At 57.1% G+C, this 15803-nt stretch carries 8 protein-coding genes; 2 read left to right on the forward strand and 6 right to left on the reverse strand.

What is annotated here, in order from left to right; genetic code table 11:
* Window positions 1–20: 20 nt before the first annotated feature.
* From EHW12_RS20010 to EHW12_RS20035, 6 genes are all read right to left on the reverse strand, one after another.
* A complete protein-coding gene (locus tag EHW12_RS20010) occupies window positions 21–1028 on the reverse strand; it encodes an IS481 family transposase (protein WP_125050546.1) in 1008 nt (335 codons plus the stop codon).
* A gap of 68 nt (window positions 1029–1096) precedes the next feature.
* Window positions 1097–3685: a hypothetical protein gene (locus tag EHW12_RS20015; protein WP_241199007.1), complete on the reverse strand. Its 2589-nt coding sequence runs from the start codon at window positions 3683–3685 to the stop codon at window positions 1097–1099.
* A gap of 3 nt (window positions 3686–3688) precedes the next feature.
* Complete coding sequence (locus EHW12_RS20020; RefSeq protein ID WP_125051552.1) at window positions 3689–6484, reverse strand: DEAD/DEAH box helicase; 2796 nt, start codon at window positions 6482–6484, stop codon at window positions 3689–3691.
* A 133-nt stretch (window positions 6485–6617) separates the two neighbouring features.
* A complete protein-coding gene (locus EHW12_RS20025) occupies window positions 6618–8342 on the reverse strand; it encodes a DUF1998 domain-containing protein (protein WP_125051554.1) in 1725 nt (574 codons plus the stop codon).
* The gene (locus EHW12_RS20030) at window positions 8342–11539 is read right to left on the reverse strand and encodes a helicase-related protein (protein WP_241199008.1); all 3198 of its coding nucleotides are present in this window, start codon (window positions 11537–11539) and stop codon (window positions 8342–8344) included. The genes EHW12_RS20025 and EHW12_RS20030 overlap by 1 nt, the downstream gene beginning before the upstream one ends.
* Window positions 11536–13488 (reverse strand): UvrD-helicase domain-containing protein, encoded by a 1953-nt coding sequence (locus EHW12_RS20035; protein WP_241199009.1) that lies wholly within the window; start codon window positions 13486–13488, stop codon window positions 11536–11538. The genes EHW12_RS20030 and EHW12_RS20035 overlap by 4 nt, the downstream gene beginning before the upstream one ends.
* Window positions 13489–13695: 207 nt before the next feature.
* On the opposite strand from EHW12_RS20035, the gene EHW12_RS20040 reads away from it, so the two are divergent.
* Window positions 13696–14772 carry a DNA cytosine methyltransferase gene (locus EHW12_RS20040; protein ID WP_125051556.1) on the forward strand — a complete coding sequence of 359 codons (1077 nt, stop codon included), beginning with the start codon at window positions 13696–13698 and terminating at the stop codon, window positions 14770–14772.
* 77 nt (window positions 14773–14849) lie between these two features.
* On the forward strand, window positions 14850–15803 hold the full coding sequence (locus EHW12_RS20045) for a RelA/SpoT protein (protein ID WP_075833834.1): 954 nt from the start codon (window positions 14850–14852) through the stop codon (window positions 15801–15803).

The raw sequence follows: 15803 nt of genomic DNA on the forward strand, positions 1-15803 counted from the left end.
CTTTCGCACGCCATCGGCGCCTAGGTGTATGAGGCACGGACGTTAGTTACGCGGTGCCGGCGGTAAGCGGCAGGCGGTCGTCCTCCGCGTGCTGAATGCGGTCGGTGATAATTATAGTGAATGTTCCACACCTCGACGGCAGTGCGCCGCTCGGCTTCGCTGATGTATTCGCGGGAGTACAGCAGTTCTTCGGCGAGGATGCGGTTGTAGCGCTCCACTTTCCCATTGTGTTTCGGCGTGTACGGCTTGATCCGGTAGTGCCGCGCTTCCCGCAGTGAAGCAGTGAAATCTGCTGCCCGATAGCATGATCCGTTGTCGGTGATCACGCGCTCGATCCGGGTGATGCCGTGCGCCGCGAAGAAGAGTCGGGCGTTGTTCATGAAATCGATGGCTGTCGCGGCAGTTTCGTTGTCTCTGGCCTCGGTGTACGCCAAACGGGTGTTGCCATCGATCGCGGAATGCAAATAGGTGTAGCCGACGCGGCCCTGCTTGTTCTTCGTTTTCCGACGTTGTGATCGTTTGGCCTGCTCGGAACCTCGCCCGTGGACGCGCCAACCTCCGCCGTCAGGGATGCGGCCGACCTTCTTCACGTCGACGTGCACCATCTGACCAGGCCGTTTCGCGGCGATGACCTGGGGTTTGCGGTTCGTTTCGCCGTTCGGGTCGATGAACCGGCGGCGATTGAGACCAAGATCCCGCAGGAGTTTCGTGACCGTCCGGCGAGCGATGACCGTTCCGTCCATTCGGAGTTCGAACGTGATGCGCGCGGCCGACCATTTCCGGGTCCGGCGCATCGCTTCGATCTCGGCCACGATCTCTGCGGCGGTGGCGGTGGGTTGATGGTTCGGTGCGCTGGATCTGTCTTGTAATCCCAGTTCACCGTATTTGCGGTACCGGTTGACCCACGTGGAGGCGCATTGTCGGGAGATGCCCATTTCGGCGGCGACGTGGGCGATCGGACGAGTGCGGCACCGCTCGATGAGTCGTCGTCTTCCCTCCACAGTCAGCGGAGCATTACGGTGTGTCACAGGGCTGGTCCCTTTGCTGTTGATGGTCTGTTTCGCAACTTCCATCCTGCCGCGAAGGGCCAGCCCGTCTACTTCAATCCAGCGTCAGCAACGTCCATACCCACAACACCTAGGAGACCTTCGAGCGTCTTTATCCACTCATCCAGATCTGGAGGACCAGGGTGGTTGTCGTCGTCGTAGTCGGAATCCTCAACCGACCCAGTCAAAGGCCAGAACCACATCGCACACCAGGCGTCCATCGCCAACCGAAGTCTCAGGTAGGGTCCCTCCGGATCATGCAGCTCAGATTCAACTTGCTCACGACTTACCGCTGCAGTGATTGCTGGAAGGTCAGCTCCCCACACGTTAATCTGCCGCGATACCTCTCGTTCACTAATCTGTAGGCGACGCAGTGCTAGCTCCCACAGCCGTTCCACACGACGCGACAGCGCTCGAAGGCGATCGAGTTGCTTCACGCTCGGCTTCTTCGTCGCCTCTGCACGCCACTTCTTCAGTGCTGCAGCGGCTTCCGGAGCCAATTCCTTAGCTTGCTTTGCGTCAGCTACCGCCGCCCATCCGTCAGCGGGCAGAAGGAAATGATGGATTTCACCGTCACCGATCGGCCCTTCAGGCAGCGGCCTATCCGTCGGCGGTGTCTTCAACCAGCTCTTCTTTGCCCGCCCAAGCGAGGCGAAGTCGTAGGTTGCACGCCTCGCACCAATCAACGAGTTGCCTCGGCGAAGGTGCAGACCAAACCACGGCGCCTGCAGTCCCTTGTGCATCACATTGAGCCAGAGCGAAACCTCGGCAAGTTCAACAGCGGTGGCGTTAAGGTCCACACCGTATGCGCGATGAAGCGCCAGGTACGCCTTGACCTTCTGCAGCTCGGTCGCATAGTTCTCCGGCTGAATGCGGTCGCCGAGTTCATTCTGGCGACGGGTCAGATACTCAGCAGAAAGCTGATTGATCGCCTCGTTCAGGAACGCGCCACTGCCGAGCGCTGGCTCACAGATCCGGTACTCAAGGATCTCGGCGGCAGTTGTTTCGTCCGTGATCAACTCGGCCAGCGAATGCTTGACGACAGTCTTGGTCAACACTTCTGGGGTGTAATACGATGCACTGCGCTGGCGATCACGGCCGGACAGCCGAAAAACAAAGCTCCCTTTCGGATGTCGGACGATATCCTTGCGCCCTGTCAGTCGATCCTCGCGCCAAACAATATCGTCAGCGTCGTAATCGCCCGACTTGGTGGATGGCACGAGCCATGAGCCCTTGTCCGCGTTGCCGTCCTTCGCTACCTCGACCATGTCGTCATCGGCAATCAGGCCTGAGTAGGACATCAACCCCTCGTAGACGGCACCCAACTGGTTGATGCCGAGCTGCGCATATGAAATGTAGCCACGCTGCTTGTTCTTGTTCTTCGAAGGCTTCGACAGCAGAAGGAGGGTCAGCACTTCCTGCAGTACTTTGTTGCTGATCTTTACGTCATCAATCAACGGCGTACGAGCAGGATCGAAGAGGTCCGAACGCATCGCTTCGAACACGAGGCCGTCGCCATTTCGATTCTCAGCGCCATGCCCATCGTTGACGAGCCTGAATAGCAGGTTCAGAGATTCATGCAGGTGATGTCCGCCAGCCGATTTCCCTGTCAGCGGTACCTGGGTGATTTCGCGCAGGCGGTCAAGGCCATAACCGGATCCGTACTCGGGTGCTCCGACCGGCAGAATTCCAAGCTCTGGTCGCGCTTCAGCGAAGAGTAGGAACAAGATTCGATACAGAAAGCGCAGCGACTGGATAGTCAATTCCTTAGGAAGCTCAGGAATGCCATTGACCGGCCTGCCCGCCCCACGACGCTGATCAAGAACTTCGTTGGCGATCTTCTCGATCGAAATACGAAGTCCCTCACGAAGGTCCTCGCTGACACCTACTGCGTGTTTCTCGGAGTCTTCGGTAAAGGCATCCAGCGCCGTCTTGCCGTCATCGTTCGGGAGCAATACGTCTGCAGACCAAAGACCAGCATGGTGTGCGAGTTCGCCCGTTGCTTTCTCATCGCGACGGTCCAATGCCGTTGCAACATCGAACGCCAGGTACCGGCCTTCAGACCAGCGGGCGGCATCAGTCAGGAGCACGACGCTGCCCGCAATCACGAGCAGATATCGCGGAGCATGGTCACTGACGAAGAGCTGAGTGACAGCCTTCGATACCGATCCCAGCAGCTCGGTCTTTGCACCTGTAATCGACAGTTGCAGAGGGGAAATCAGTTCTGCATCCGCCGAGAACAGAGCATCGGCGTCGATAGCCGGTACGGCCTGCAGGATGTGCAGCGCGTCCGTCGCAGAAGCACTGGCGAAGCGCCCCAACAATGGGACGGCGATCGGTGTTTCACCCTGGAAGGTTTCGAGAACAGTTTCGGTGCTGTCGAAACCGACTGCGCTGAGCAGCATCCGATGAAGGTCGGTCACCGATTCGACGAAATCCGCCTGACTCGGTTCGGGTAGCTTTCCTAGCGCCGTCAAATAGCTACCGCTGATGGCCGACAGCCCCTTAACAGGAGTGTTCTTGCCCTGGGAATCGAGTTCCTTCCAGCCTTTCGCAAGATCCTTCAGCTTGTTGGGGAAGACTTCGGCGAGCCAATGCTCAGATAGATAGTCATTGACGTTGGAGACTGAATCGAACATTGGTTACAGACCTGCTTTCGGCACAATCACAGCAACAACGCGAACAAAGGGGTCACCGCTCGCAGCGAGTGAGTCGATGAGAGCGGAAGATTCGTCGAGGGTCTCGGAGATCTCAAGCTTCGATCCGGTTCGCCGTCCCGATTCCGTCACTATCTCGAGAACTGTTTGTTCCCAACCTTTCAGGCTCTTCCGATACTCGTCGATACGCCGGAGCAAGTCAGCTTCGAAGTCGTCGCGGCAGTCACGAAGGTGTTCAGTCGCAGCATCTACCGCAGCGGCGACCAGGGCCTGCAACACTTCCAAATCCACGTCGCCAAAACCAGCATTCGCGGCGCCTTCCCTGATGCCCGCTTGATCCAATGTCTCGTCGAAATCGCCGACTTCGGGATTGCCAGGCAACCCACGAACTGCGCCCCAGTGCGCAATTGCCGGTTGCCCCTTGGCATTCGACCAGACTGCCTGAGTTAGGAAGACTGGCTCGCTGACACCTCCTGACAGAACTGGTATCTCGTTGCGTCCGAACCGAGACACCGATCGGTCAGCCGCCCAATCAAGAACTGGGTGCACCGGAGCAAGGAAATGAACGTCCGGCCACGCACTGTCAGTTGACTTCCGAGCTTTATCGAGCCGGCCTTCGGCGAATTCAACACTCCCCGATACTCGGAGACGTTTGTCAATCTTCTGCTCGTCAAGGTATTCAGAGGGCAGATCACGAAACCGCGGCACAAGATCTGCCGGCGGGTTGAATGCGATCATGTCTGTATCTTCGTCGCGAGCGATATCCAAGCCGTGGCCGCCGGGTTCCGCCGCGACGTCCTTCAATGCGTCCGCGAGGAAATTGTCGTCGTCCTGGAACAACGAACGCTGTGGAGCGCGCTCGGGTGTCGGGTCGCCGGTATGGCTGCCGGCCGTTACTTGGAGTTGCGCAAACGGATTCAAGGCTGCAGGCGTCGGCTCCGGAACGACGTCATCCAGATCCTTCCCTTCACGAATCGCCTGGATAACAGTCTTCTCTTCGATGTCAGCGTCATGCACATCAAGGAGCACTCCGGCGTCACCCAACGCGAGATTGGCTTCGTGTTCCTTCAGAAGGAGCTTGGTGACCACGCGCAAATCGCTCGGCACGTCATCGGAGTCGCTGGTGAGTGCTAATGCCGCAATCTGCGGTTCATGCATTTGCCCATATCTGTCGATGCGGCCGTTGCGCTGCTGAATTCGAATGAACGACCATGGGAGGTCGTAGTGAACGAGCTGGTGACATTCCTTGTGCAGGTTCAGTCCTTCGGAAGCCATGTCGGAAGCGAGTAAGACTCGAATTTCAGAATTAGCCTGGCCGAATCCCTCCACTACCGACTGAACCTTCTCGTCAGGAAGTCCAGCGTGCAGCACCTGCACTGCCTTGACTGGAAGTTTGAGCGCCTTCGAGACCTCAGCCCCCAGCCACGTCAGGGTGTCGATTCGCTCCGAGAACACAACGACGCGGGTCGTAGATCCCTTCCCTACTCCGACAGACTTCAGATGTTCGACGAGCGATTTGAGCTTCGAAGATCCTTGTTGATCAGCGTCTTCGGCGAGAGCATCCAAGCGCACGAGCGCTTTTGCCTCTGGAGATGATGCGGAGTCGAGAGACTTCAACCGTCGACCGACACTTGCGCGGAGGGCCTTGGGGGACGAGAGAAATGCCTTGAACAGTGTCCAGGGAAAGAGCTGACGTCCTTGCCCCGTGACAACAGAATCGCCCGCCGGGTGAAGCCATACGTCCTCGAGTTCGCGCAACACAGCTACCTCGGCCGCATTGGGAACAACCTCAATCACGCGTGGGGTACGTCGTTGCTTCCACCGATGCGCGACATCCAACTTGACGTCGGGCGAATTGCGGTGCCTTCGGACGTAAAGGTGCTCGATGTCCTTGGCCGTGTATTCGGTCCGATCCGAAATGGCGGTGGGATCGAGAAGATTGATCAGTTCCGCGAACGACTCAGATTTGCCATTGTGCGGCGTGGCACTGGCCAGAATCAATGCATCAGTCTGTGCTGCAAGCAGTCTGGCAAGTTCGTTGTTCTGGGATGTGCGGTTGATCAAGTTGTGGCACTCGTCAATAACGACGGCGTCCCACTGCTGATCCTTCAGGTGGTGCTTGTACTTGGCAGGGTTCTTGAGCGTGTCGATCGAGACGATGACCCGCTTGTAGTAACTGAATGGATTTCGCGAACTCGGCAGATCGCGCTTGACCTTCTGAATGCCGTTCGAGTCCAGGCGCACCAACGGTATTGCGAACCGCGTCCACAGCTCATGCTGAAACTGTTCGAGCACCGCCCTGGGCGTGACAACCAGGATGCGCTCGCCACGACCACGCCGGATTAGCTCCGACAGCAGGATACCGATCTCGAGTGTCTTGCCGAGGCCCACCGCATCCCCGATCAGGATCCGGGGCCGGAGATTCTGCAGTGCTTGCGCGGCCGGACGGAGCTGGTAAACCATGCGATCAAGTAGTGCCCGGTCGCCAACGGCGATACGGGTGTCGCTGGTGGGAACTGGACTACCCCGTCGGACAGACTCAAGCCAAAGCCTCGAACGGCGGAATCCGGCAGATTCATCGATGACAAGCTTGCCGTCCCGCGGATCCAGTCGGTCAATCTTGTCGAGAGCTCCGAAGAACACCGCGTCCTGATCTCGAACCAACTCACTGACCCCAGTGACCTCGACGCGAGCCCCATCGCTTTCGGTGTTCCGGACTGCTCGAACGAGCCATTCCTCGTCACGAACAACTACGCGTTCACCTGCGGCAATATCAGCCACGTGTCACTCCTCATATCGGACAGCCAGATCAGATTAGCTCGCGAAACAAACTCGTCTCCGCAGTACTCCAGGCAACAGCCAGACACATCACATGGTGGGATGACATTCAGCACCCCTCCACGTGATGGCAGACCTAGACGGCAGCGACAACGGCGGTGAACAAGCCTTCATTCTCCTGATTGTTTTCGGGAGAACCGAACAACAACGCACGATCCAAAAAGGTGTTGTTCAGCTCGCACGATGTCTCAGGAACCAACACACAGGCGTGACACGCTGCCAGGTTGAGCGCGTCAGTTCCGGATGCACCTGCCTCGACACAGACTGGGTCAGCTGAGCACCACGACAGTCGGATCAACCCTTCATGGAGCGCACTAGCAAAGGTCTCGGATTCAGCCTGTGAAGCCACGCCTCCGAGACTGCCAGCCGAGTCAGAACTGGCCGTATAGATCAGCAGCCCTGCCATCTCGTCATCGACAAACAGCCGTTCTCGCAGCGATGCCGCCGGATACCCCGCATCGAGGGACAGCTGATCAATCAACACATGTGCGAGCGTATGAATCGCCACCTTCACGATGTCGACCTCTGCTGCCTCAGTTCGCCCAAATTCAACTGCCTGTCGATCTGCAGCTCGCTTCAGCAACTTGCGACGATCCTGAGCGAATCGCTTCTTCGCCCAATCATCGAGTTGAGCCCGATCAAACGCTACAAACACACCCTCGCCGATGACTTCAATCGCCGGAAGCCAGCTTTTCCGGCCATGCGACAGTTCACAGAGACCGTCGGCACCAAGTTCATTCACGCCGTTGAGCCGCGAAAAGCCGTACAGGGCACGAACTTCCCGAAGTCGGGTCACCTTACGCACTTCCATGACACAGTCCGGCAGTGACGAGTCACGATCCATTTTGATACTGACAAAGTCGGAGCCTTGACTCTCGTCGCGGCCATCGATCAGCGCCGAATACTCTTGCTTTCGGAGCGCGTCTTCCGTGAGTTCCTCGTCCTCGTCATCCCCTCGGCGACGTTCAGCCTCGGCATTGATCTGATCGACCGAGAACTTTCCATTCGATGAAGCCGCGATATTCGTTAAGAGTTTGTCAGTCACGGCCTCAGGGTCCGCCAGGGCGATCCAATGCCGGTCTACAAATTTCGCAAGTGCTTCCGAATATGGCGGAATCGAGATAGCAGATCGCACGGCAGGCAACCAGACGTTCGACGCACCGCGCTGAAGCACCCTCGGGATCTCCGCGCAATCCTGCTTGTGATCGAACCCCAGCCAAGGCCGCGCACCACTGCAGTGACCGTATTCGGCAAGAGCTTTAGGGCCGAAGGTTCCGTCCAACGACTTCGGATTCACGCCGCAGGTGCACGTCAGAACCAAGTCAGCCAGCGACGAAGTCTTACCAAGGGACTGCATACGCATCTCATGGTCTTCACCCTCACTGCTTTGTCCCTTGTGAAGCCAGCGGTAGTACGGAAATTCGTCAATGTGCCCCTTGTTGCATGCAGTGATCAGACGGAACGGTGCCAGGTCAGCCTTGTCCTTACATTTATTACATTTCGCGACGTTCCAATCCCCCGAGAGGTCAAAGATCGATCCGATCCTGCGGCAGGACGGGCATACCTGAGTGTAAGGAAATCTGATGACAGGGACATCTCGAGCTGTTCCTGCCGGCGGTGACTTCAACTCCCGAACCCGCAGCGAACGCGCAAGGCGTGGCTCGCTGACGATTGGCGCTCGACTCTCATTCCAGTCGTCCAAGCCTGTGATCATGAAACTTGTTGACTCTGAGGGGAATAGCCCGCCAATTCCGTAAGTGCTCAGGAGCTGGCTACGGCGTGCTTTGGCGCCAGTTGTCATTATTTTCTCCTCATCGGAATCTGGTACAGGCCAGTTTCTGCATCAACGTCGCGCATGCTCTGAAGGGTTGGCCAGGGAGCCTCGTCCTGGGAATACTCAATCGTGTCGTTGGTCAATGCGGTCGCGGGGTCCACCAATAGAGCCGCATCCAGATTCTTGGAATTTCGATACCTCATACGAGGCTTTTGTTCGCCGGCTTCGGCCCAAACTTCCAGCAGTTTGTCGATCTGGTCGCGCGTATCGTCAGATTCTTCCGAAGCCACTTCTGCGACCCGCCGCTCCAAGATGTCCGCCACCTGCCGGAGACCGTCCCAGTTGTCTTCCGCCAGATACGCAGAACCGTCGGTAGCAAGTCCTGGAACCAGCAGTCTCGCAAGTGAAACCAAAACACCGTGCAGCCCTCGATCTCGGGCACGCGCCGCGAAAGGAGTCGCACTTGTCGCCTCCACTGCCCGGTAAAGAGCTTGGTGGTAAGGAATGAAGCTCTCGTAATGTGAACGGTCACGAGATCTCGCGGAGTTGAAGATTGTGACTACCAGCCCCGGATACTTTCGGCCCACCCGGCTGGTGGACTGGATGTACTCGGCACTCGATTGTGGTTGGCCCATCACCGCCATCAATCCGAGGCGATCGATGTCGACACCCACAGAAATCATGTTGGTCGCCAACACGACGTCGTCTGGCGTTCCGTCGCTGACCGCTCTTTCCATCTGCTTCAACGCACCTGGAATTTCCGAGGATGGCACACGACTGGTGAGCTCATTCAGTCGACGAATCTCTCGTGGGTCTCCCTCGCTCCTATTGGCTACAACCCGTAGACGTTCTCTAACGTCTCCTTCGACCTGGAGATACGCACTTCCGAGAACACGCAAACTGTTGAAGTAACCTAGCAGGGTCCAATAGGGATCGCGTGTGTCGTCGTCTCCCTCGAGGTCCTTTGCCGCCTGTAGCAGCGCCGAATAGACACGTACCAAGAGCGTTGCGTGGCTTGTTCCCGGAGTCATGATGCCCACGTATCGACGTGTCCCGTGGGTGTCACGCGGCGCCGGTTCCGCAAAGAAGGACTGATCTGGGTCGATCCCTGGCGGCGGGAACTGCGCTGCCTCCCTGGCAAATACCGACCTGATCTGTTTCTCAGCACGCCTGATGGTGGCCGTCGATGCGATGATTTTGGCCCGGCCGCGAGTAGTCCCTTCCCCCAAATTCTTCACCTCGCAGGCAGCGTCAATCGCGGTTTCATACAGTCCCACCATCGAGCCCAACGGACCTGAAATGAGATGCAACTCATCCTGAATGATCAAATCCGGCGCATAGCCAACTCCATCACGAGCAAAAATCTTGCCTACGTTCTCATTCCATGCCATTGCCGCAAACTTGTCGACTGTACCCAGAATCAGCTCAGGGCGAGCCCGATAGATGTCCTCGTCGACAACGTGCACCGGTAGACCGTCCGCGAAGTCGCAACCCGCCGTTCCGCACGCAATATGCAAGTGCCGTTCTGGAGCAATTTTCACCGAATAGTTCTTGTAGTCCAATTCACTTCCACACCAAGGACACTGCGTCAGTTGAACGGGATTCTTTTCCGTCAACTCACGACCAGATTTCAGGTCGCGCAACGACTTCTTGGCTTCGTCCAGCTTATTGGGTGTGCCACCTGAACCAACCCAAAGGCCGATGGAGAATGCGCGCGATCCCAGTTCTGGGTTTGCCAAACGCACCGTTTCAAGAGAGCACACGAGCATGGTTGCGCGCTCGAACTGCTGAATTGTCAAGAGCCGCAGCGTGTAGCGCATGATGACAGCCACACCAACGGCCTTCGGATCTTTCAGACGCCGATGAAAGATCGAGAACGCAACCAGGCCGAGGTATGCCTCGGTCTTCCCTCCGCCTGTGGGGAACCACAGAAGGTCTGCGATGTCACGATCAGGATGGTTCGGATCACTGAGACCAGGCAAGTTAAGAAGAATGTACGCAATCTGGAAGGGGTACCACTGCTGGTTCAAACCCTCATCAGCTGTGCCCGTAGCTCCTGAACGAACCCAGACCTGCCTTGCACGCTGCAACTGCATAGCCTTGTTCGACAACCGAAATGCCCGCATCGTGTCAGCATCGTTCTGCAGACGGGAGATTCCCGCATCGATCCGATCGGCCGCTTGCTTCGCAGCCTTCATATTGTTGCGTGCGATGTCCACTAGATCCGTCTCGACTTCAGCGGTACCGTCGTCGAGCGTCGCCTCGAGGTTTCCAATCCACTGCCGATACTGCCGCGACATTGCGCGCAGGCTCCCAAGAACCTCCGCATCGGGTGCGTCGGAGAGGAAAGACATGCGCAAATTGATCGAATCATCAAGGATGCCCGGCCTCGCACGTGGGACTTCGTGTGTCGGGAGGAACGTTGTCGCAACTTGCGCGATGCACTCGCCGACGGCATCTGATCCCGCCCATTCGACCGCACAGCCGTGACCGATCGCGAAAGTCCGCATATTTCGGTACAAGAGAGCTGCGCCGTCAAGGTCAGGATCAGAACCAAGATTTCGCTGACGAGAGCGATCAACGATCGCCGGCGAATCGGTGTCAATGATCAACCCGACTTGGAACCACGCTTTCGCGTCGCGCAGTTCACCTTTCACGGATTCCTGGGTGTTGCGCAAGGCCACAGATACCGTTACTGAACCTTCGCGGACTGGTCGCACATACACATAAAGCTCCAGCCCTTCCGGCATTTCGGGCCGGTAAGTTCCTGGCACGTCAACTGCATGAATGACGGGTTCGATGTCGAGCTCATGACGCTGCCAATCACTTTCCCGGCGGCGTTTCGGCTTCTCCCCGCCGTCGTCTCGCGACTCCAACGGAAGGTAGTACGCGGCCTTGGCGGAGATCTTGACCGTTGTTGCGACATCCAACTTCACTGAGAAGGTGAGTCCCATCGACGACGGGAATCGCATACGAGCCTGAGCGACCGGGCTGTCTTCGGTCGCAGTCTGATCGCTTGGCTCAGTCCCGTCCGGCTCAGGTTCTTCTTGCAATACCTCATCAGCCGGCCACAAGACCCCGACGATGTACCGATCCAATGGCGCTTCCTTGATCACCTCAGATGCACCACCCCCCGGACCGATGACATCACGGAACAGTTCCTCGACCATCTCGTCGCGGAACCGATACTTTTCGTCAAGCGAGGAATCAACTGATGAGCTCACTCTATTTCCTCCATGTTCGACCAATCAGGTTGTGCCAGACCAAAAACTCGCGGAGCCAACCAGAATCCTGCAAAGCTGACATCCATCTTTTCCGACTTAGCCGGATCTCCCGCCACCGTCTCTACCGAGACAACCGACAATCCTGTCAACGATGCCGGCCACGACCCACCTTTGAGGTTGAATGCCTTCTTGAACTCCTCGTTGAAGGTCTCACTGGTCCGTCCGATCGTGTGACCGTCTTCCGTCGTCAGCAAGTACATCGGCAGTTCGGACGTAGAAACCTCCAGGTCCAGAGTCGCCTCGAGTCTCTGTCCCATCAATTTGTCGTCACGCAGATTCGACTGAATTGTTGCTGCACTGATCTGGCCTGCACTTACAGGAGCGTCAACGTCAGTATCGCTGTAGCGGAACTCCACGGATCTCGTTCGCTTGTACTTTGACTTTTTGCTCGACACTTTCTCCATCAGCCGATCCCTCATCCAAAACTCGGACTTGAAACTCGCCCAGGTCTTCGGGATCCTGCACAGAAAAAGATCATCGCGTGCCCGGCTCAGCGCAACGTACCGACCACGCATCACTACCCACGGGTCTTCGTCCTTACGAGAGAAATTCGGCTCGACAACGAAGACCCGTTCAAACTCGAGCCCCTTCGCTTTATGCACCGTCGAGACGATGACGTCGGCCGTGTCAGGTTCGGTCAAGGTCAATGGAATTGCGCCCGACCGAATCAACGTACGCAGACGAGAAAGATTGAGCTGATTATGGTTTCGCGAATCACCCTCTGCAGACTTCAATAGATACCACCGATCCTCCGCGATTTCCGGCGAGCAGAACTGCGACAGCGCCTCCTCGACCTCCGATCTGGGGATACGCTGACCGACCAATGAACCCAATGCCTGCGCGACCCACCTCGCGGCCCCAAATTCCTGTGCGGTTCGTCTAACAACATGGCGCACACCGGCTTCGCGCAGGTACCTCGACACACGAAAGACCTCAGCATTGGTGTTACACAGGATCGCAGTGCGCGAGCCTTCCTGTTGAACTGATGAAGCCCATTCCTCGATGTCTCCACGGTCGATGAGGTTCTGTTCAAATTCGTCGAGGACAGCTCGCCCTTCGTCTGCGTCTGCTACCTCACGCAGAACTTCCCCCAGCTCGATAACCTGCTTGGGGTCCAACCCACGTGCACGATAGTTGTCGCCTAGCCCAACTTGCTTGAGCCCGAATTCATCTCGCAGGGCTTCGAAGACAGCAGAGGACGGAGTCTTTGTCTTGGAATCCTCGAGTTGAAAATCGTAGATCCCTTGAAGCGGATCGCCGAGCGCAGTGATACCGACATCACGATCCAACTTGCGAAGCAATGCCAGCACAAAATCTGCGCGGTCCCCCACCAAATCCTGAACCTCGTCCATCACGATATGTCGAAGTGTCTCGACCTCGTACGGAACTTCGTCACTATCGATCAGCAACTTGGTTGCCTGCCGAATCCTTGCCTCGAAGGAACCGACAGGCTCGATATCTGCGTCCAGCAAGAGGCGGCCGGCCAGCGAATCAAATGTACGTACATTCGCGCGAGCTATGTCTCGTGCATCTAAACGTAGCTTGACCGCTTGTACCGCGGCGCGCGAAAAGCTCAACACCAAGATCTCGGTTGAAGCAGACAACTCTTCCTCGGCAACCAGACGGCCGATACGTGACGCCACCACTTCAGTCTTGCCTTGACCGGCCCCCGCAACGACGAGCAATCGCTCACCGATGGAAGCGTCTGAAACCTCGCGCTGTGCAGCATTCAATTCCAACGCACACTCTGGCCCACTCATCACTACCTCTTTCGCAATCACCGAAATGTGGATCGCCACTTCGGGTTCAAATGCGTCAATATTGTCATGTTCCGAATGGATCGCCCTCGCACCCTGCGCGCGATTCGTCGACCAAAGTAATGCCGCCACCACGGCAGAGCTTTCAATCTATATCGGTCAGTAATCGCTTACTGTTGCACCAACGCCAAACACCGGGTTCCAAGGAAAATCAATCACCGGCATCTCTCCGACAATTTCTCATCGCCTCGCTCGGCGTATTCCCTCCGAGCCTCAATAGACGGACAACCGTCGCCAAGCCATGCCGTCCCAGTCGGCGCTACCAGGTACTCTTCACCTGTGCGCGCGAACGAATCGACGATCCAGGTACTCGACCTCTTCGCAGGCGCCGGCGGGCTGACGCAGGGCCTCCACGAATCCAGCGCGAGATACCGAATCGCTGGCGCAGTCGAAATGGATCGAGCCGCTGCTGAAACGTACAAACAGGTCTTCGGGGACGTTATGCACCAAGGCCGAATCGAGGATTGGCTCGAGACCCACGCGGTCCCTGAAGTCGATCTCGTCGTCGGTGGACCGCCCTGTCAGGGGTTCTCTGCGCTTGGTCGTCAGGACGCAGACGACGCCAGAAATCAGATGTGGCGTCACTATGCAAAAACCGTGGCCCTTGCCGCCCCGAAGTACTTTGTCCTCGAGAATGTCCCGCAGTTCCTGAAGTCGCCTGAGTTTCAAATATTCTGCAAGATCACCGAGACAGGCGGCGAACTCGCCGACTATGTCTTGACACCTCACACGCTGAACGCTGCAGATTACGGCGCGCCACAAGCACGGAAACGCGTCGTGGTCATTGGGCGGCATCGTGACATGGAGGACCCTGGCGAACCACAGAAAACCCACGCGGACGCACATGTCACCGTTGGTGAAGCTCTCCGTGGGATCAAAGCCCATGTAACCGAACAACTCCTGCCAGAAGGTCGCTTCGTAGAATTGGAAGACGGCAAGATGCTGCCCGGTGAATTCAAAACAACCGAACTGCATCTAACTCGAAACTTCGAGCAGCTCTCGCTGGATCGATTCGCAAGCATCCCGATCGGCGGAAACAGATTCGATCTGCCCGACGAGCTGAAGGCGCCGTGCTGGCGAAGGCACACAACTGGTTCCGGCGACGTCATGGGACGGCTCCACTCGGACCGACCGTCGGTGACCATACGCACCGAATTCTTCAAGCCAGAAAAGGGTCGCTACCTCCATCCCACAGAGAACCGAGCAATCACCCACTTCGAAGCAGCTCGATTGCAGGGATTTCCAGACGATTACAAGTGGGTAGGCTCGAAAACCGCGATCGCGAAGCAGATCGGAAATGCAGTGCCCATCAAGCTCGCATCAGCAATCGGAACACTTCTCTCTCGGCATTTATAACTGTGCGACGGATAAGGTGTCGGTGAACGGGATTCGGCGACGCCAGTCTCGATACTGATCTTGGGGGAGGTGCTTCAATGGAGCAAGACAACATTCAGAAGCTCGTCGACGAGCTCTACCGGGGCCGCTCGCGAGCGTGGGACGCAGCGCTGGTAACCACTCAGACGTTTCTGGAAACACTGGCAGACGAGCTGTTGGACAACGTCGACCGTGACCGAATGAACGCCAAGAACGCGCGTATCAAGTCGCCCGAACGCGCCGCAGACAAAGTTCGTCGCAAGATCGCCGAAGCAAAGATTGCGGTGCCAACGACACCGGAAGCGGTGATTGACGCCCTCGGCGATCTGGTCGGCATCAAGGTATTGTGCAAAAGTCCCAGAGACCAGCTTGCGTTCAGTCAAGCACTCGAGACGTCCTGCCGTTCGTCTCAATGCTCGATGCGTTTTGCAGAAGAACCAATCGACTACGTCTCCAGCCCCAAGGACAGCGGATACCGCGCGTACCACGCCGTTCTCCTCGTTCGGGTCCCAACCCATCAAGGCGATCTCGATGTAAAGGTCGAAGTTCAGATCAAGACCAGACTCCAAGATGCATGGGGCGAGTTGACGCACGAAGACATGTACAAGCCTGGAGAGGCGCTGAAGCCAAACGAGTTTCACAATAACTACGCCAAACAAATGGCGGGATTGCTGGCGCAAGTTGACGAAATGGCTGACAGTCTCGCTGAAGAGCTTGATCAGCAGACTTCTCCATTGGCACCGTCTGAACGTGGGCCGGCCCCTGTCTCAAATGGGAATAGTGAGCGCCCCGCAACCATATCTGCGCGGGTCACGAAGACCGGGCCCAAATATGCCCTTGCTGTCGGTCCCGATGGGCGCCGTGGATTGATTCCTGCTCGCTCTGTTCGTGAAGCCGTCCGTGAGACAAAACGGATCGATGTTGATGCGTATCTCAGCATTGGCGATGAAGTGTCCGTCAATGTCGAGGAAACCGACGACGCTCTATATTACCACCCGATCAAAATCGGGTGA

It is taken from the genome of Rhodococcus sp. NJ-530, from assembly GCF_003860625.1.
Lineage (GTDB): Bacteria > Actinomycetota > Actinomycetes > Mycobacteriales > Mycobacteriaceae > Rhodococcus_F > Rhodococcus_F qingshengii.